The sequence below is a fragment of the Pseudomonas sp. CFBP 8758 genome, assembly GCF_014841725.1.
Lineage (GTDB): Bacteria > Pseudomonadota > Gammaproteobacteria > Pseudomonadales > Pseudomonadaceae > Aquipseudomonas > Aquipseudomonas baltica.
Genome location: NZ_JACYUK010000004.1, coordinates 417,839 through 434,994, shown reverse-complemented (window position 1 = coordinate 434,994; position 17,156 = coordinate 417,839). Strand labels below are relative to the sequence as shown.

At 64.5% G+C, this 17,156-nt stretch carries 17 protein-coding genes; 13 read left to right on the top strand and 4 right to left on the bottom strand.

Translation table 11 applies throughout. The annotated features are described in order from the left end of the window. Nucleotides 1-1,320 carry a bifunctional DedA family/phosphatase PAP2 family protein gene (locus IFT75_RS11410; protein ID WP_185795132.1) on the bottom strand — a complete coding sequence of 440 codons (1,320 nt, stop codon included), beginning with the start codon at nucleotides 1,318-1,320 and terminating at the stop codon, nucleotides 1-3. A gap of 3 nt (nucleotides 1,321-1,323) precedes the next feature. Further along, nucleotides 1,324-1,995, bottom strand: coding sequence for a DNA-3-methyladenine glycosylase (locus IFT75_RS11405; RefSeq protein ID WP_192054842.1), 672 nt, complete (start codon nucleotides 1,993-1,995; stop codon nucleotides 1,324-1,326). A 168-nt stretch (nucleotides 1,996-2,163) separates the two neighbouring features. On the opposite strand from IFT75_RS11405, the gene IFT75_RS11400 reads away from it, so the two are divergent. The 13 genes from IFT75_RS11400 to IFT75_RS11340 all read left to right on the top strand — a co-directional run bounded on the left by IFT75_RS11400 (nucleotide 2,164) and on the right by IFT75_RS11340 (nucleotide 14,455). Then, complete coding sequence (locus IFT75_RS11400; protein WP_192054841.1) at nucleotides 2,164-3,435, top strand: glutamate-5-semialdehyde dehydrogenase; 1,272 nt, start codon at nucleotides 2,164-2,166, stop codon at nucleotides 3,433-3,435. Continuing rightward, nucleotides 3,404-4,126, top strand: coding sequence for a nicotinate-nucleotide adenylyltransferase (gene nadD / locus IFT75_RS11395; RefSeq protein WP_122475541.1), 723 nt, complete (start codon nucleotides 3,404-3,406; stop codon nucleotides 4,124-4,126). The genes IFT75_RS11400 and nadD overlap by 32 nt, the downstream gene beginning before the upstream one ends. 17 nt (nucleotides 4,127-4,143) lie before the next feature. Beyond that, entirely contained in the window at nucleotides 4,144-4,533 is a 390-nt protein-coding gene (rsfS, locus tag IFT75_RS11390) for a ribosome silencing factor (protein ID WP_122475539.1), read from the top strand. A 9-nt stretch (nucleotides 4,534-4,542) separates the two neighbouring features. After that, nucleotides 4,543-5,010 (top strand): 23S rRNA (pseudouridine(1915)-N(3))-methyltransferase RlmH, encoded by a 468-nt coding sequence (rlmH, locus tag IFT75_RS11385; RefSeq protein WP_043192648.1) that lies wholly within the window; start codon nucleotides 4,543-4,545, stop codon nucleotides 5,008-5,010. A 15-nt stretch (nucleotides 5,011-5,025) separates the two neighbouring features. Further along, nucleotides 5,026-6,921, top strand: a complete 1,896-nt coding sequence (mrdA, locus tag IFT75_RS11380; protein WP_122795465.1) for a penicillin-binding protein 2 — start codon at nucleotides 5,026-5,028, stop codon at nucleotides 6,919-6,921. A gap of 31 nt (nucleotides 6,922-6,952) precedes the next feature. After that, the gene (rodA, locus tag IFT75_RS11375; RefSeq protein ID WP_163007397.1) at nucleotides 6,953-8,056 is read left to right on the top strand and encodes a rod shape-determining protein RodA; all 1,104 of its coding nucleotides are present in this window, start codon (nucleotides 6,953-6,955) and stop codon (nucleotides 8,054-8,056) included. A gap of 17 nt (nucleotides 8,057-8,073) precedes the next feature. Continuing rightward, nucleotides 8,074-9,084, top strand: a complete 1,011-nt coding sequence (gene mltB, locus IFT75_RS11370; protein WP_122475533.1) for a lytic murein transglycosylase B — start codon at nucleotides 8,074-8,076, stop codon at nucleotides 9,082-9,084. Then, nucleotides 9,084-10,103 (top strand): septal ring lytic transglycosylase RlpA family protein, encoded by a 1,020-nt coding sequence (locus IFT75_RS11365; RefSeq protein WP_192054839.1) that lies wholly within the window; start codon nucleotides 9,084-9,086, stop codon nucleotides 10,101-10,103. Before mltB ends, IFT75_RS11365 begins: the two co-directional genes overlap by 1 nt. Before the next feature lie 121 nt (nucleotides 10,104-10,224). Continuing rightward, complete coding sequence (locus IFT75_RS11360) at nucleotides 10,225-11,385, top strand: D-alanyl-D-alanine carboxypeptidase family protein (RefSeq protein WP_122475529.1); 1,161 nt, start codon at nucleotides 10,225-10,227, stop codon at nucleotides 11,383-11,385. A gap of 79 nt (nucleotides 11,386-11,464) precedes the next feature. Continuing rightward, on the top strand, nucleotides 11,465-11,740 hold the full coding sequence (locus IFT75_RS11355; RefSeq protein ID WP_122475527.1) for a DUF493 domain-containing protein: 276 nt from the start codon (nucleotides 11,465-11,467) through the stop codon (nucleotides 11,738-11,740). Next, nucleotides 11,740-12,387, top strand: coding sequence for a lipoyl(octanoyl) transferase LipB (gene lipB, locus IFT75_RS11350; protein ID WP_122475525.1), 648 nt, complete (start codon nucleotides 11,740-11,742; stop codon nucleotides 12,385-12,387). Before IFT75_RS11355 ends, lipB begins: the two co-directional genes overlap by 1 nt. A 1-nt stretch (nucleotide 12,388) precedes the next feature. Continuing rightward, on the top strand, nucleotides 12,389-13,420 hold the full coding sequence (lipA, locus tag IFT75_RS11345) for a lipoyl synthase (protein ID WP_122475523.1): 1,032 nt from the start codon (nucleotides 12,389-12,391) through the stop codon (nucleotides 13,418-13,420). Between the two features lie 123 nt (nucleotides 13,421-13,543). Then, nucleotides 13,544-14,455, top strand: coding sequence for a S66 peptidase family protein (locus tag IFT75_RS11340; RefSeq protein ID WP_192054837.1), 912 nt, complete (start codon nucleotides 13,544-13,546; stop codon nucleotides 14,453-14,455). A gap of 34 nt (nucleotides 14,456-14,489) precedes the next feature. On the opposite strand, the gene IFT75_RS11335 is transcribed toward IFT75_RS11340, so the two are convergent. Continuing rightward, nucleotides 14,490-15,809 (bottom strand): lytic murein transglycosylase, encoded by a 1,320-nt coding sequence (locus IFT75_RS11335; RefSeq protein WP_192054835.1) that lies wholly within the window; start codon nucleotides 15,807-15,809, stop codon nucleotides 14,490-14,492. A 293-nt stretch (nucleotides 15,810-16,102) separates the two neighbouring features. Beyond that, nucleotides 16,103-17,140: a DNA polymerase III subunit delta gene (gene holA / locus IFT75_RS11330; RefSeq protein WP_192054834.1), complete on the bottom strand. Its 1,038-nt coding sequence runs from the start codon at nucleotides 17,138-17,140 to the stop codon at nucleotides 16,103-16,105. Between the last annotated feature and the right edge of the window lie 16 nt (nucleotides 17,141-17,156).

Below are 17,156 nucleotides of genomic sequence, written 5' to 3'. Positions count from 1 at the left end.
TTACATGTAGCGATACCCTTCGAGTGCCGACGGCAGCCCGTGCACCGCAAAAAAGCCCAGCAGCAACGCGCACGCCGGTACCACCAGCCACCAGACACGCAACGGCATCGCCGGCAGCGGCTGGCGATATTCCACGGCCGCCAGGCACGAAGCGCAGACGAAGCAGGCCAGCATGCTGCCGGCAATGATGTCGGTCGGCCAATGCGCGCCCAGGTACACCCGCGACAACGCAATCGACAGCGCCGGAATGCTTGCCAGAATGACCCACACCAGGCGCATGCGCGGTGTCTGCCGACGCCCGGCGAGTATGGCCAGGCTCAGAAAGAAGGCAAAGGCCGCCGAGCTATGCCCGCTGGGCATGCTGAACGTGGTCAGCGGTTCGAGCAGCACGTCGGGCCGCTGCCGGGCGACCAGGTGTTTCAACGAGCCGTTGAGCAGCGCCGTGATCAGCATGGTCGCGCAGGCGAACAGCGCCTGACGCCATTGCCGGGTGATCAGCAGCAGCGCGGTGAGCAGTCCGGCCACCATGAACTGAGTGCGGAAATCACCGATGCGCGTGACCAGCACCACAAAGGTTTCCGCCGCCTCACTGCGATGCTCCTGGACCAGCGCCTTGAGGCCGTTGTCCAGCGCGCTCAGGTGCGGGAAGCCGAAGAACAGGGCAATCAGCATGATCAGCGAGGCGAGGGCGATGAGCAGCGTGCCGCGTCTGCGATCGCGCCAGGTGGCATGCAGGCTCAGGCCCATCAGCAGGGCGATGCAGGCTGCAACGATACCGGCCTGTGGCCAGAAGTCCTCGGGCAGCGGCAGGCGGAAAGCGGCGCCCGTCGCCCAGCCCGGCAGCAGATAGGCCACCGACCAACCGGCGGCCGCCACCAGGCTGACCAGGATGAAGCGCGGCAACGGCATTTCCAGCATGCCGGCGACCATGGGCAGCATCGGCCGCAACGGGCCGATGAAGCGCCCGATCAGAAGGCTCGCCACGCCATAGCGATGGAAGTAGCCTTCTGCGGTTTCCAGCCATTGCGGGTGCGTGCGCAGCAGCGGCAGGCCACGGATGCTCTGTTGAAACCGTCGACCCAGAGCGTACGAGATGGCGTCGCCGAGAAGGCCGCCGGCATAGCCCAGCATCAGTGTCTCACTGAGCGACAACGCGCCGTTGCCGGCCAGTACGGCCACAGCGAACAACACCACGGTGCCGGGTACGACGATGCCGGCGATCGCCAGGCATTCGATGCAGGCGATGGCGAAGATTGCCACCCCCAGCCACTGTGGATGCAGCGTCAGCCAGCCTGTCAGACTGTCCAGCCATTCGCCCATGAGTCAGGTTCCTTGAAAGATCGAGAAGTAATCGCGGCCGTCTGTCTGGCCGCGACGCAGGGGGTTGCGCGTGCAGAACCGGGCATAGCCGGCATCCACGAAGCGGTACGGCAGGTGTTCGTCGCGGCCTAGGGGAATACCCAGGCGCGTGGTCTGCAGGATGTGCGGGACATCGGCGCCGACGTCGTCGACGAACAGCTGTTCAGTGTCGAAGCGCTGGGCGTCCCACACCGGTACCTTCAGCCCCAGGGCCTTGCACAGCAGGGTCTGCCCAGCGCACAGGCGCTGGGCCGGGCGCGGCAGGCCGCTGGCGTCGGGGTTGTTGAGCTGCATCCGGGCGAAGGCATCGTCGCCGGTGTGTGCGTCGAGCCAAGGGTAGGCGGACTTGATCAGTACCGCGTTGCCCGGACCCTGCGCGCTGAAGTTCAGCGAGTCGCCGCCACGGGCGTAGTACATATAGATGTGCCCGCCTTCGAGGAACAGCGCGCGGCGTTTGTGGGTATAACCCAGCGATGCATGGCTGCCGCGATCCGTGACGTAGTACGCCTCGGTTTCGATGATGCGCGCCGACAACCAGTACGGACCCTGACGGTGGCGGATCACCTTGCCCAGCAGTGCAAGGGCGAGGGATTGCGCGTCGGTGTCGAAAAAGGCATCGGGCAACGGGTTGAACATAACGGGGTCCATTCGGTGTCGCGGTGGATGATAGCAATTGCACATCGGTGAGGCCCGCGGACATATGTTTAAAGAGGTGTTTTCGACCATCCGCCCGTCACCGCTGTTAGTGGGCGTACGTGACAGCTATAATCAGCCGCTTTCCTCTTTGCCAAGACCACAGAGACCATGACCGAGTCCGTTCTTGACTACATGACCCGCCTGGGTCGCGCTGCCCGTGAAGCCTCGCGGGTCATTGGCCGTGCCAGCACCGCGCAGAAGAATCGCGCCCTGCAGGCGGCGGCCAGTGCCTTGGACAGCGCCCGTGCCGAACTGGTTGCCGCCAACGAGCAGGATTTGGCAGCCGGTCGCGCCAATGGCCTGGACGCGGCCATGCTCGAGCGGTTGGCGCTGACCCCTGCGCGTATCGACGGCATGATCGTCGGCCTGCGCCAGGTGGCCAGTCTGCCGGATCCGGTCGGGGCGATCCGCGACATGAGCTACCGGCCCTCGGGCATCCAGGTCGGCAAGATGCGCGTGCCGCTGGGTGTGGTCGGCATCATCTACGAGTCGCGGCCCAACGTGACCATAGACGCGGCCAGCCTGTGCCTGAAATCGGGTAACGCCACCATTTTGCGTGGCGGCTCCGAGGCCATCCACTCCAATCGTGCCATCGCCACCTGCATCCAGCGCGGCCTGGCCGAAGCCGGCTTGCCCGCCGCCGTGGTACAGGTCGTGGACACCACCGACCGCGCCGCGGTCGGCGCGCTGATCAGCATGCCCGAGTACGTCGATATCATCGTGCCAAGGGGCGGGCGAGGGCTGATCGAGCGGGTCAGTCGTGATGCCAAGGTGCCGGTGATCAAGCACCTGGACGGCATCTGCCATGTGTTCGTCGACGCAGGCGCCGACCTGGCCAAGGCGCAACGGATCGCTTTCAACGCCAAGACCTATCGCTACGGCATCTGCGGCGCCATGGAAACGCTGCTGGTCGACCAGTCGGTGGCGGCGAGTTTCCTGCCGCCGATGGCGGCGCAGTTCCGCGAGAAAGGCGTCGAGCTGCGCGGTTGCCCGCGCACCCGCGACCTGATCGAAGCCGTACCGGCCAGCGAAGAAGACTGGAACACCGAGTACCTGGCCGCCATCCTGTCCATTCGAGTGGTCGACGGCCTGGACCAAGCCATCGAACACATCAACCAGCATGGCTCCCATCACACCGATGCGATCGTCACCGAGCAGCAGGGCCATGCCCGTCGCTTCGTTGCCGAAGTCGACTCCGCGTCCGTGATGGTCAACGCGCCGACCTGTTTCGCCGATGGTTTCGAATATGGCCTGGGTGCCGAGATCGGCATTTCCACCGACAAGATCCACGCCCGCGGCCCGGTGGGCCTCGAAGGCCTGACCTGCGAGAAATACGTGGTGATCGGCGATGGCCAGTTGCGCGGCCAGGAGCCGGTCTGAGTTGACCGCACCGAACCGGCCCGGTCCCTACGCTGTACAATCGCGCACTGCACGTCGAATCGGCGTGCTGGGCGGTACCTTCGACCCGGTGCATATCGGTCATCTGCGCGGCGCCGTGGAAGTGGTCGAGGCCCTGGGCCTGGACGATCTGCGATTGGTGCCCAGCGCCCGGCCGCCGCATCGCGACCAGCCGCAGGTATCGGCCGAGCAGCGCCTGGCCATGGTGCGGGCCGCAGTAGAGGGGCTGGCGCCCCTGACCGTGGATGACCGTGAACTGGCGCGCGACAAACCGTCGTACACCCTCGACACGCTGGTGTCGATGCGTGCCGAGCTCGACCCGCAGGACCAGTTGCTCCTGCTGCTGGGGTGGGATGCCTTTTGTGGCTTGCCCTCCTGGTACCGCTGGGAAGAACTGCTGCAACACTGCCACATCGTCGTGTTGCAGCGACCTGATGCGGACACCGAGCTGCCGGATGCCCTGCGCAACCTGGTGGCGGCGCGTTCCATCAGCGACCCGCAAGCCCTCAAGGGGGCCTGCGGGCAGATTACTTTCGTCTGGCAGGCACCGCTCGCGGTGTCGGCCACCCAGATCCGTCAACTGCTGGCCAGCGGCAAGTCGGTACGTTTCCTGGTGCCCGACGCAGTATTGGCCTACATCGAGGCGCACGGGCTGTACCGTGCGTCCAATTGAACTGAACGAGTTTTTTTATGAGCAATAAGCAAGCAATCCCCGCTGAAGAAATCGTCGAGCTGACCCAGCTCGCCCTCGAAGACGTCAAGGCTCAGGACATCCTGGTCATCGACGTGCGTGACAAGAACAGCATCACCGACTTCATGGTGATCGCCACCGGTACCTCCAACCGCCAGATCAGCGCCATGCGCGAAAAGGTGCGCGAGCTGGTCAAGGCCAAGGGCGTCAAGCCACTGGGCGAAGAAGGCGCGGGCGACAGCGACTGGGTGCTGCTGGACCTGGACACCGTCGTGGTGCACATGATGACCGCTGCCGCGCGCCAGTTCTACGACCTGGAACGCCTGTGGCAGGGTGCCGAGCAGAGCCGTGCCGCCAGCGCTGCGCACCACACCCCTGGCAACGAATAAGCCTGGGCCATGCGTCTGCGTCTGATCGCGGTGGGTTCGCGCATGCCCAAGTGGGTGGAAGAAGGCTGGCATGAATATGCCAAGCGTCTGCCCGCCGAGCTGGCACTGGACCTGGTCGAAATTCCGCTCAATACCCGCGGCAAGAACGCTGACGTGGCCCGCTTTATCCGCCAGGAAGGCGAAGCGATGCTGGCCAAGGTCGGTCCGGGGGAGCGCATCGTTACCCTGGAAGTGCACGGCAAGCCCTGGAGCACCGAGCAGTTGGCGGTGGAACTGGATCGCTGGCGCCTGGACTCGCGCACGGTGAACTTCATGGTCGGTGGCCCCGAGGGGCTGGCGCCGGAAGTCTGCGCCCGTGCCGAGCAGCGCTGGTCGCTGTCGCCGCTGACCTTGCCTCACCCGCTGGTACGGATACTTATCGGTGAACAGCTGTATCGCGCCTGGACCGTGCTGTCCGGGCACCCTTATCACAAATAGGCCGCAAACCAGCCGATGTCCCAGCCGATTCGCCTCAAGGACCACGAGAAAGACGCGCGCACCGTGCGCAGCCGCGTCGTGGTCGGTGCAGCGGCCATCCTGGTTCTCATCTGCGTGCTGATCGCGCGCCTGTATTTCCTGCAGGTGATCCAGTACGAATATCACTCCACGCTTTCGGAGAACAATCGGGTGCATGTGCAGCCGATACCCCCCACCCGTGGGCTGATCTTCGACCGCAACGGCGTGGTCGTGGCCGACAACCGCCCCAGCTTCAGCCTGAGCATGACCCGCGAACGCTCCGGTGACTGGCGTCAGGTACTCGATACCATCGTCGAGGTGCTGGAGCTCAGCGACGAAGACCGGCAGCTGTTCGAGCGTCGCATGAAGCAGGGCCGCCGGCCGTTCGAACCAGTACCGATCCTGTTCGAGCTCAACGAAGAGCAGATCGCCCGGGTCGCGGTGAACCAGTTTCGCCTGCCGGGTGTGGAGGTGGTCGCGCAGTTGGTACGGCATTACCCGCAGGGGGCGCATTTCGCGCACTCGGTGGGCTATGTCGGGCGCATCAACGAGAAGGAACTCAAGACCCTGGATCCGGTGGACTACAGCGGCACGCACCATATCGGCAAGACCGGCATCGAGCGCTTCTACGAGCCTGAATTGCACGGCACGGTGGGCTACGAGGAAGTCGAGACCAACGCTCGCGGTCGCGTGCTGCGGGTGCTCAAGCGCACAGATCCGAAACCGGGCAAGGACATCGTCCTGAGCCTGGACATCAAGTTGCAGGAAGCCGCCGAAGAGGCGCTGGGCGGCCGTCGCGGCGCGATCGTGGCGATGGACCCGCGCACCGGGGAGGTGCTGGCAATGGTCAGCCAGCCCAGCTTCGACCCCAACCTGTTCGTCACCGGCATCGGTTTCCAGGCCTATGCCGACCTGCGCGATTCCATCGACCGGCCGCTGTTCAACCGTGTGTTGCGCGGCCTGTATCCGCCCGGTTCGACGATCAAGCCTGCGGTGGCGATCGCCGGGCTGGACTCAGGCGTGATCAACGCCGGGTCGCGGGTGTTCGACCCAGGCTTCTATCAACTGCCCAACTACGACCATAAATACCGCAACTGGAACCGCACAGGCGATGGCTGGGTAGACCTGGACACCGCCATCATGCGTTCCAACGACACCTATTTCTACGACCTGGCGCACAAGCTGGGCATCGACAAGCTGGACAACTACATGGGCCAGTTCGGCATCGGCCAGAAGGTCTCGCTGGACATGTTCGAAGAGTCGCCGGGCCTGATGCCCTCGCGCGAATGGAAACGCAAGACCCGCCGGCAAGCCTGGTTCCCCGGCGAAACGCTCATTCTGGGTATTGGTCAGGGCTACATGCAGGCCACGCCACTGCAACTGGCCCAGGCCACCGCCCTGGTCGCCAACAAGGGCAAGTGGAACCGCCCGCGGCTGGCGCGCACCATCGAAGGCGTGCCGCCGGTGGACGAGAACCCGGTGCCCGACATCGTGCTGCGCAATCCGTCCGACTGGGCCAAGGTCACCCACGGCATGGAGCAGGTCATGCAGGGTGCCCGCGGTACCGCGCGCAAGGCTGCCATCGGTGCCAAGTACCGAATCGCCGGCAAGTCCGGTACGGCCCAGGTCGTCGCCATTCGCCAAGGCGAGAAGTACGACCGCAGCAAGGTCCAGGAGCGCCATCGCGACCATGCCTTGTTCGTCGGCTTCGCGCCCGCGGACAACCCGCGCATCGTGGTCTCGGTCATGGTCGAGAACGGCGAGTCCGGCTCGGGCGTGGCGGCGCCGGTGGTGCGCCAGATCATGGACGCCTGGCTGCTCGGCCCCGACGGCCAGTTGAAACCCGAATACGCCAGCGCCACGGGCGCGGAGATCACCGCCCTTGAAGAGTAATTTCGACCGCATCCTCTCCAGTGAGGATGTGATGCGTCGCCGCGCAACATTTTTGCAGCGCATTCACATCGACGGCCCGTTGCTGATCCTGCTGCTGACCCTGGCGGCGGGCAGCCTGTTCGTCCTCTATTCGGCCAGCGGCAAGAACTGGGACCTGCTGATCAAGCAGGCCACGTCCTTCGGCCTGGGCCTGGTGTCGATGTTCGTCATCGCCCAGCTCGAACCGCGTTTCATGGCGCGCTGGGTGCCCCTGGCCTACGTGACCGGGGTGATACTGCTGGTGGTAGTGGACGTCATGGGCCACAACGCCATGGGCGCCACGCGCTGGATCAACATCCCCGGGGTCATCCGCTTCCAGCCCTCGGAGTTCATGAAGATCATCATGCCGGCGACCATCGCCTGGTACCTGGCCAAGCGGACCCTGCCGCCGACCCTCAAGCACGTGGTGGTGAGCCTGGCCCTGATCGGCATTCCCTTTGCGCTGATCGTGCGCCAGCCAGACCTAGGCACGTCACTGCTGATCCTGGCTTCCGGCTCCTTCGTGCTGTTCATGGCCGGGCTGCGCTGGCGCTGGATTGCCAGCGTGCTGGCAGCGGCGGTGCCGGTGGCGGTCGGCATGTGGTTCTTTATCATGCACGACTACCAGAAGCAGCGGATCCTGACCTTTCTCGATCCGGAGAGCGACCCGCTGGGTACCGGCTGGAACATCATCCAGTCCAAGGCGGCGATCGGTTCGGGTGGCGTGTTCGGCAAGGGCTGGCTGCTGGGCACCCAGTCGCACCTGGACTTCCTCCCCGAAAGCCACACCGACTTCATCATCGCGGTGCTCGGCGAGGAGTTCGGCCTGGTCGGTATCTGCGCGCTGCTGTTGATCTATCTGCTGCTGATCGGCCGTGGGCTGGTGATCACCGCGCAGGCCCAGACCCTGTACGGAAAGTTGCTCGCCGGCAGCTTGACCATGACTTTTTTTGTTTACGTTTTCGTCAATATCGGTATGGTCAGTGGCCTGCTGCCGGTGGTGGGGGTGCCGTTGCCTTTCATTAGCTACGGCGGAACTTCGCTGGTGACCCTGCTGTCAGCGTTTGGCGTTTTGATGTCGATCCACACCCATCGCAAGTGGATCGCACAGGTTTGAATAAGGTGAGCAATTGCATGCAAGTAATGCGTAGCTGGGCAGCTCGGAACGTTCCCTGGATCGGCCTGATGGGCCTGTTGGGGTCGGCACAGCATGCCAGCGCCGGCGACTACGGTGGCTCGCCCCAGGTGACCCAGTTCATTGGTGAAATGACCCGCGACTATGGCTTCGCCAGCGAGCAGTTGAACGAAGTGTTCAGGGAAGTCGAGCGCAAGCAGTCGATTCTGGACGCGATCTCGCGTCCCGCCGAACGGGTCAAGCCGTGGAGCGAGTATCGGCCGATGTTCATCACCGATGCGCGCATCGCCCGCGGCGTGGATTTCTGGCGCCAGCACGAAGCGGTGCTGGCCCGTGCGGAACGCGAATACGGCGTACCGGCGCAGGTCATCGTCGCGATCATCGGTGTCGAAACCTTCTTTGGTCGCAACACCGGCAATTTTCGGGTGATCGACGCGTTGTCCACCTTGAGCTTCGATTACCCGCCACGCGCGGCATTCTTCCGCAAGGAGCTGCGGGAGTTCTTCCTGCTGGCCCGCGACGAACAGCTCGACCCACTGACCCTCAAGGGTTCGTACGCCGGCGCCATGGGCCTGCCGCAGTTCATGCCCAGCAGCTTCCGCGCCTACGCGGTGGATTTCGACGGCGACGGTCACATCAACATCTGGACCAACCCCGATGACGCCATCGGCAGTGTTGCCAGCTATTTCAAGGAGCATGGCTGGGTGGCCGGGCAACCGGTGGTCAGCCGTGCCGGCGTTTCCGGCCCGCAGGTCGACGACGGCTTGAGCCCGGGCATCGACCCGGTCAAGAATGTCGCGCAGTTGCGGGCGCTGGGCTGGTCGAGTCATGATGCGCTACGCGATGACCTGCCGGTGACCGCCTTTCGCCTGCAGGGCGCCGAGGGCCCGGAATATTGGCTGGGCCTGAAGAATTTCTATGCAATCACTCGCTATAACCGCAGTGTGATGTACGCCATGGCTGTGCACCAACTGTCGGAATCGCTGGTTCAAGCACGGGGCGTCAAGTAATGCGGGCAATGCCGATACATACATCCTCCGCCATCGCGGCCTGCGCGGTCTTGGGCCTGCTGCTCGCCAGTTGCTCATCGACGCCGCCGCCGTCGCGTACCGTGAAGCAATCCGGCCCGACCGTCAAAGCCATGCCTGGCCTGAACATCAACCGGGCACACAAGGACGGCGCGCCGTGGTGGGACGTCGACGTGTCGAAGATTCCCGACGCCGTGCCCACCCTGCACACCGGACCGTACAAGGCCAACCCCTACACGGTACTGGGCAAGACCTACTTTCCGATCGCCGAGTCGCGTCAGTATCAGGCGACCGGCACGGCGTCATGGTACGGCACCAAGTTCCATGGCCAGAACACCGCCAACGGTGAGGTCTACGATCTGTATGGCATGAGCGCGGCGCACAAGACCCTGCCGCTGCCCAGCTATGTACGCGTGACCAACCTGGACAACAGCCGCAGCGTGGTGCTGAGGGTCAATGATCGCGGGCCGTTCTACTCCGACCGCATCATCGACCTGTCCTATGCCGCGGCGAAAAAGCTGGGCTACGCCGAAACGGGTACGGCGCGGGTACGTGTCGAAGGTATCGACCCGCAGGAATGGTGGGCGCAGCGCGGCCGTCCGGCGCCACTGGTGCTCAACCAGGGCCCGGTGGTGGCGCAGGCCCGGCCCAACATCACGCCGTCGGCTGGTACGGTCGAGCAATACACGCCGCCGCCGCAGCAGCACGCGGTCGCCACGCTGCCGGTGCAGATGGACGCAAAAAAAAACGGTTCTGCACAAGCGTCTGGCCTGTATCTCCAGGTGGGAGCGTTCGCCAACCCCGACGCTGCGGAGCTGCTGCGTTCCAAGCTGAGCTCGATGGTGAGCGCGCCGGCCTTCACCAGCCAGATCGCCGTCAACCAGCAGACGTTCTATCGGGTACGCCTGGGACCGATCAATTCCCAGGGTGAAGCCCAGCAGATTCAGGACAACGTGCGCATGGCCAATCTTGGCGTGCCCAAGTTGGTGACACTGGATTGAACCGCGCCGCCTGCGGGCGGCGCTGCAATGAGCGCCCGGCAACGGGCGTGCGACACCGGGCCGCCGCCCACAACAAGACTGCCCGCAAGGGCATGTGCCCATCAGCAATTTCGAGAGACGGATGAACATCACCACACTTGCCAAACGCCTGTGCCTGCTTGTACCGCTGATCATCGCCCCTGCCGCTTGGGCGGCAGATCAGATGATGCCAGCGCCGCCGCAACTGGCTGCCAAATCCTACGTGCTGATGGAAGCTTCCAGCGGTAACGTGCTGGTTGAAAACAACGGCGACCAGCGTCTGCCGCCAGCCAGCCTGACCAAACTGATGACCGCGTACATCGCGACCCTGGAAATCCGTCGTGGCCAGATCGGCGAGAACGACCCGGTTACCGTCAGCGAAAACGCCTGGCGCACGGGCGGTTCGCGGATGTTCATCAAGGTCGGTACCCAGGTATCGGTCAGCGACCTGCTGCACGGCATCATCATCCAGTCGGGCAACGACGCTTCGGTGGCGCTCGCCGAGCACATCGCCGGCAGCGAAGACGCCTTCGCCGACATGATGAACACCACGGCTGGCAAGCTGGGCATGACCAACAGCCACTTCATGAACCCGACCGGCCTGCCGAACCCCGAGCATTACTCCACGGCCCACGACATGGCGGTACTGGCCCGTGCCATCATTCACGAAGACCCGGCTCACTATGCGATCTACTCGCAGAAGGAGTTCTTCTGGAACAACATCAAGCAGCCCAACCGCAACCTGCTGCTGTGGCGCGACAAGACCGTCGACGGCCTGAAGACCGGCCATACCGAAGAAGCCGGCTACTGCATGGTGTCCTCGGCCGTACGTGACGGCATGCGCCTGATCGCCGTGGTCTTCGGCACCAACAGCGAGCAGGCCCGCGCTGCCGAAACCCAGAAGCTGCTGACCTACGGCTTCCGCTTCTATGAAACCCAGACCTTCTACCAGAAGGGCACCGAGCTGGCCAAGGCACCGGTGTGGAAGGGCGACATCCGCGAAATCAAGGCCGGCCTGGCCGAAGACCTGACCATGACCCTGCCCAAGGGCCAGTTGAAGAACCTGGCTGCGAGCATGACCATGAATCCACAGCTGACCGCGCCTATCGCCAAGGGCGACGTGATCGGCAAGGTCGAAGTGAAGAACGGTGACAAGATCGTTCAGACCACCGACCTGATCGCGCTGGACGATGTACAGGAAGGTGGTATTTTCCGCCGCGTATGGGATAGCGTTCGTCTATTCTTCTACGGCTTGTTCAACTGATATCGTGACCGCACGCCCTCGCCTTTGCAACAGGCGAGGGCGTTGTCGTTTTCACGGTTTACCCGAGGCCGTCATCGCCATGACCGATACCGAAGTAAAAGAGCCGAAAATCGAATTTCCCTGCGCCGACTACCCGATCAAGATCATCGGCGATACCGGTGTGGGCTTTCGCGACACGGTGGTGCAGATCGTCGAAAAGCACGCAGCCGTCAATCACGACAAGAATGCCGAGCGCCAGAGCAGCAACGGTAACTACACCACGTTGCAGCTGCATATCCTGGCCACCGGCCAGGAGCAGCTCTACAACATCAACAGTGAGCTGCGCGCCACCGGCATCGTCAAAATGGTGCTGTGATGCCGCAATGCCTGGGGTTTCGCGAACTCGGCCCGTTGCCTTACGAGCCGGTATGGCACGCGATGCAGCGGTTCACCGACCAGCGCGATGCAGAGACTGCCGATGAGGTCTGGCTGGTCCAGCACCCGGCCGTGTTCACCCAGGGCCAGGCCGGCAAGGCCGAGCATCTGCTGGTGCCCGGCGAGATCCCGGTGGTGCAGGTCGACCGCGGCGGCCAGGTGACCTACCACGGTCCCGGGCAGTTGGTCGTGTACCTGTTGCTGGACGTGCGCCGGCTGGGCTACGGGGTGCGAGAGCTGGTCACCCGCATGGAGCACACCCTGATCGATCTGCTGGCCTCCTACGGCGTGCAGGCTGCCGCCCGTGCGGATGCACCCGGAGTCTACGTGGACGGCGCGAAGATCGCTTCGCTGGGCTTGCGTATCCGCCGCGGTTGTTCGTTCCATGGGCTGGCGTTGAACGTCGACATGGACCTTGCGCCGTTCCGGCGGATAAATCCATGTGGATATGCCGGCCTGCCGATGACGCAGATGTGCGATCATGTCGCACCCCTTGAATTTGCCGAGGTCAGTGCAAGGCTGCGAGCGCAGCTGGTCAAGCACCTCGACTATGTTGAGCAGACGACCCTTACGGGCGGAATCGACTGATATGACTACCGCGACAGAAGCTGTGCAAACGCTGATCCCCCTGCAGAACCTCGCCGAGGGTGCGCCCAAGGCCAATGCGCCACGGCCCAGGGTCGAGGCGGGCGTCAAGCTGCGCGGTGCCGAAAAGGTCGCGCGCATCCCGGTAAAGATCATCCCCACCGAAGAGCTGCCGAAGAAGCCCGACTGGATCCGGGTACGCATCCCGGTGTCTCCCGAGGTCGACCGGATCAAGCAACTGCTGCGCAAGCACAAGCTGCACAGTGTCTGCGAAGAAGCCTCCTGCCCCAACCTGGGTGAATGCTTCTCCGGTGGTACCGCGACTTTCATGATCATGGGTGACATCTGCACCCGCCGATGCCCGTTCTGCGACGTCGGCCACGGTCGCCCCAAGGCACTGGATGCCGACGAGCCGATGAACCTGGCCGTGGCCATCGCCGACCTGCGCCTCAAGTACGTGGTGATCACCTCGGTGGACCGGGACGATCTGCGCGACGGCGGTGCCCAGCACTTCGCCGACTGCCTGCGGGAAATCCGCAAGCTGTCGCCGGGCGTGCAGCTGGAAACCCTGGTCCCCGACTACCGTGGGCGCATGGACGTGGCCCTGGCCATCACCGCGCAGGAGCCGCCGGATGTGTTCAACCACAACCTGGAAACCGTGCCACGCCTGTACAAGGCCGCGCGCCCTGGTTCTGACTACCAGTGGTCGCTGACCCTGCTGCAGAAGTTCAAGGAGCTGGTGCCTCATGTGCCGACCAAGTCGGGCCTGATGCTGGGTCTGGGCGAGACCGACGAGGAAGTGATCGAGGTGATGCAGCGCATGCGCGAGCACAACATCGACATGCTGACCCTGGGCCAGTACCTCCAGCCTTCGCGCAGTCACCTGCCGGTACAGCGCTTCGTGCATCCGGACATCTTTGCCTGGTTCGCCGAAGAGGGCCACAAGATGGGCTTCAAGAACGTCGCCTCCGGGCCGTTGGTGCGTTCCTCGTACCACGCCGATCAGCAGGCGCACGAAGCCAAGATCAAGCTCTGATCGACCAGATCATGTGGGCGCGGGGCGAGTGGCGAGCCATCTGCCCGTGAAGCGCGTCCACGCGCTGCATAGCCTGAGGGCAGGGCGCGCCGCTCGTTCCTGCCTGGATTGAGAATTTCGACCATGCGATTACCCCCACGCCTGCCCGACCACGGCACGATCGCCTTGATCGCGCCCGCCGGTCCCATCGAGCTGGACGTAGAGGCAGCTTGTGCCTGGGTCCGCGCGCGTGGCTATACGCTGCGCATCTACCCCGGTGTCGCGCTGGCCCAGGGTTACCTGGCCGGCAGCGATGAAGCCCGTGTGCAAGACCTTCACGACGCTTTCGCCGACCCCGAGGTAGACGCCGTTCTTTGCCTGCGCGGTGGCTATGGCACCCCCCGCCTGCTGGACAAGATCGACTTCGCGCTGCTGGCGCGACACCCCAAGCCATTGGTTGGCTACAGCGATATCACCGCGCTGCATCTGGCCATCGCTCGCCACGCCCGGTTCGTCACCTTCCATGGGCCACTGTTCAAGGCCGATCTGCTGACGCAGAAGCGGGCGCCTACCGAGTCGTCGCTGTGGCAGGCGCTGCGTGGCGAGATCGGCGCAGGTGACCTGCTGCGTCATCCGCCCGAGTGGCCGTTGACCACGGTAGTGCCGGGGCAGGCCCAGGGTTGCTTGATGGGCGGTAACCTGGCCATGATCAGTGCCACGCTCGGCACGCCGTACGAGCTTCCCGGTGATGGCATCGTGCTGTTCATCGAAGACGTCAACGAGCCCTTGTACCGCGTGGATCGCTTTCTGACTCACCTGCGTCTGGCAGGCAAGCTGAAGGGCGTGCAGGGCGTGATCGTTGGAGACTTCGCCGGAATCGCTGTCGAGCAGATGACCCCGTTGCTGCTCGAGACGTTCCAGGCCGAGGGTATCCCGGTCCTGGCTGGCTGGCGCAGTGGCCACTGCGACCCGAACCTGACCTTGCCGTTTGGCGTGCAGGTCAGGCTGGATGCCACTGCGCAGCAGGTCTGGCTGGAGCAGGATGTGGTGGCCTAGGCGAGGCCTGGGCCACCCGTGCAGGTCAGCGCGCTCACTGTTGCGTACGCAGCGCCTCGAGCAGCTTGTGGGTCGGGTACCCGTCGGCTGGCCAGCCCATGGCTTGCTGGGCACTGCGGATGGCCTTGCGGGTATTGGCACCGATGATGCCGTCCGCAGCGCCAGCATCGTGGTTGCGTGCGCTCAACAGGCTCTGCAGCTCGATGCGTTCGGTGCGCGTAAGTGGCATGTCATCCTTGGGCCAGGTGCCTTGGATGTAGCCCGACCCCTGCAGGCGCTGCGCCAGGAGGCTTACGCCCAACGCGTAGGACGAGGAATTGTTGTACTTGAGGATCGCGCGGAAATTGTCGAAGACCAGGAAGGCCGGGCCCCGGTAGCCCGCCGGCAGAAGCAGCGCTGCTGCGGCATTTTCGCTGCCCGCCGGGACTGTGCCGCCGGGCATCGCCGCAACGCCCAGGCGCTGCCATTCGCTGACCGGCCTGCGGCTGTTGCCGTCGGCCAGGGCGTAGTCGAAGCCCTCGGGCAGGCGCACTTCCAGCCCCCACGTCTGGCCGCTCTGCCAGCCCGAACTCTGCAGGTAGTGGGCGGTGGAGGCGAGGGCATCGGCGGCGCTGTTCCAGATGTCGCGCCGGCCATCGCCGTCGAAGTCCACGGCATGGGAATTGTAGGTGGTGGGAATAAACTGCGTCTGGCCCATGGCACCGGCCCACGAACCCAGCATGCGGTCGGGCTGGATGTCGCCGTTCTGCAGGATCTGCAACGCCGCCAGCAGCTGGCTCTGGGCGAATTCGGGGCGACGGCCTTCGTAGGCCAGAGTCGCCAATGAGCGGATTACCGATTTGTCACCCTGGATCTGGCCGAAGCTGCTTTCCATGCCCCATACAGCAACCAGTACCTGGCGTTCGACGCCGTAGCGCTGTTCGATGCTCGAGAGCACGTCGGCGTACTGCTCGAGCATGGCCTGACCACGGCGCAGGCGGGTCGGGGAGATCGCCCCGTCGAGGTATTCCCATACCGGGCGGCTGAATTCGGGCTGGCTGCGATCGGCCTTGATCACGCTCATGTCCGGTGTGACGCCCTCGAAGGCGCGGTCGAACAGCTGCGCGTCGACGCCGCTGCGCAGGGCTTGCTGACGAAAGCCCTGCTGCCATTCGGCGAATGTCTGGGTGGGCAGCACCGGAGTGTCGACGCTGCTCGGCGCGGGCGCCATGGGTACCGGCAACGCAGGCTGGACGATGGGGGCGGGCAGGGTATCGGCGACGGTGGGTTTTTCCGCGCAGGCAACCAGCAAGGCCAGGCAGGTAGTCACGGCGAACTGGCGCATGGGCCAGCCTGAGGTACGACGAGAAGACATTCACAAGTCCAGGGCTTTCGGGGCAGAGGCAAACCTTAACATGCCAGCCGAATCAGTAGCATGGGTTTAGCCTTGTCAGCGATCACCCCGACAGACCGCAGTGCAGCTTTCGCGGCCACGGACCGCTCCTACGGACACACTGCAGGTCACCTGTGGGAGCGGGCTCTGCCCGCGAAGAGGACGCCGCGGTCTGTCAGATGTACCGCAGCGGTCCTTTCGCGGCCACGGACCGCTCCTACAGACACACCGCAGGTCACCTGTGGGAGCGGGCTCTGCCCGCGAAGGGGGCGCTGCTATTCTGCGGGCAGGCTCAGCCGTTGGCCGGCCATCAGCAACGACAACCGCGACAGGCCTATCCATACCGACCCAGGCGCCTGGCCCTTGATCTGCGCGTCGATGCGCTGCGCATCCTGCAGCAGCTGTGCCCAGCGCAGCGCCGAATGCCGCTGCAGAGCCTTGCTCATCAATGGCTTGCGCTTGTCCCACACTGGCGGACGGGTCTGGCTGAAGGCCTTGTCCAACGGTACGCCCTGGCTGTACTGCTGCGACAGGCTGGCCAGCAAGCGCAGCTCACGGGCCAGCGCCCAGAGAATGACGGGTGGCTCGACACCCTCGCCACGCAGCCCTTCGAGCATGCGCAAGGCGTGTTCGGCCTGGCCGTTGAGGATCGCGTCGATAAGGCCGAACACGTCGAATCGGGCGCTGTCGGCAACCGCCGATTGCACCGTCTCCAGGGTAATCTGATTGCCCTCGGCGAGCAGCTTGAGTTTCTCGATTTCCTGCGCCGCCGCCAACAGGTTGCCTTCCACCCGAGCGGCGATCAGCTCGACCGCATCCGGTTGCGCAGCCAGCCCAGCCTGGGCCAGGCGCTGGCGGATCCACTGCGGCAACTGCTGCGCATCGACCGGCCAGATCTGCACGAACTGGGTCTGCGCGCCCTCCACCAGCGCCTTGCCCCACTTGGTTTTCTGCGCACTGCCGTCCAGTTTGGGCAGGCTGATCAACAGCACGGTATCTTCGGCAGGCCGCGAGCAATACTCGATCAGCGCTGCAGCGCCCTTGTCGCCCGGCTTGCCCGACGGCAGGCGCAGTTCCAGCAGGCGCCGCTCGGCAAACAGCGACAGGCTGGCGCCGGCCTGCAGCAGCGTGCCCCAATCGAAATTGTTGTCGGCGCTGAACACCTGGCGCTCGTCGAAGCCCTGCTGGCGCGCCGCCGCGCGAATGGCGTCGGCCGCCTCCTGACAGAGCAGTGGATCGTCGCCACTCACTACGTAGACGGGCGCGAGCGGCCCTTGCAGGTGCTTGCCGAGTTGGGCGGGGCTGATCTTCATGGACGCATCGACAGGA

Excerpts from the sequence above, each read along its gene's own strand:
- IFT75_RS11405 (WP_192054842.1), bottom strand. The coding sequence starts at position 1,995 with ATGTTCAACCCGTTGCCCGATGCCTTTTTCGACACCGACGCGCAATCC.
- rodA (WP_163007397.1), top strand. The coding sequence starts at position 6,953 with ATGCGTCGCCGCGCAACATTTTTGCAGCGCATTCACATCGACGGCCCG.
- mrdA (WP_122795465.1), top strand. The coding sequence starts at position 5,026 with ATGTCCCAGCCGATTCGCCTCAAGGACCACGAGAAAGACGCGCGCACC.
- IFT75_RS11400 (WP_192054841.1), top strand. The coding sequence starts at position 2,164 with ATGACCGAGTCCGTTCTTGACTACATGACCCGCCTGGGTCGCGCTGCC.
- lipA (WP_122475523.1), top strand. The coding sequence starts at position 12,389 with ATGACTACCGCGACAGAAGCTGTGCAAACGCTGATCCCCCTGCAGAAC.
- IFT75_RS11355 (WP_122475527.1), top strand. The coding sequence starts at position 11,465 with ATGACCGATACCGAAGTAAAAGAGCCGAAAATCGAATTTCCCTGCGCC.
- mltB (WP_122475533.1), top strand. The coding sequence starts at position 8,074 with ATGCAAGTAATGCGTAGCTGGGCAGCTCGGAACGTTCCCTGGATCGGC.
- IFT75_RS11360 (WP_122475529.1), top strand. The coding sequence starts at position 10,225 with ATGAACATCACCACACTTGCCAAACGCCTGTGCCTGCTTGTACCGCTG.
- nadD (WP_122475541.1), top strand. The coding sequence starts at position 3,404 with ATGGCCAGTTGCGCGGCCAGGAGCCGGTCTGAGTTGACCGCACCGAAC.
- holA (WP_192054834.1), bottom strand. The coding sequence starts at position 17,140 with ATGAAGATCAGCCCCGCCCAACTCGGCAAGCACCTGCAAGGGCCGCTC.
- lipB (WP_122475525.1), top strand. The coding sequence starts at position 11,740 with ATGCCGCAATGCCTGGGGTTTCGCGAACTCGGCCCGTTGCCTTACGAG.
- IFT75_RS11335 (WP_192054835.1), bottom strand. The coding sequence starts at position 15,809 with ATGTCTTCTCGTCGTACCTCAGGCTGGCCCATGCGCCAGTTCGCCGTG.
- rlmH (WP_043192648.1), top strand. The coding sequence starts at position 4,543 with ATGCGTCTGCGTCTGATCGCGGTGGGTTCGCGCATGCCCAAGTGGGTG.
- IFT75_RS11365 (WP_192054839.1), top strand. The coding sequence starts at position 9,084 with ATGCGGGCAATGCCGATACATACATCCTCCGCCATCGCGGCCTGCGCG.
- IFT75_RS11340 (WP_192054837.1), top strand. The coding sequence starts at position 13,544 with ATGCGATTACCCCCACGCCTGCCCGACCACGGCACGATCGCCTTGATC.
- rsfS (WP_122475539.1), top strand. The coding sequence starts at position 4,144 with ATGAGCAATAAGCAAGCAATCCCCGCTGAAGAAATCGTCGAGCTGACC.
- IFT75_RS11410 (WP_185795132.1), bottom strand. The coding sequence starts at position 1,320 with ATGGGCGAATGGCTGGACAGTCTGACAGGCTGGCTGACGCTGCATCCA.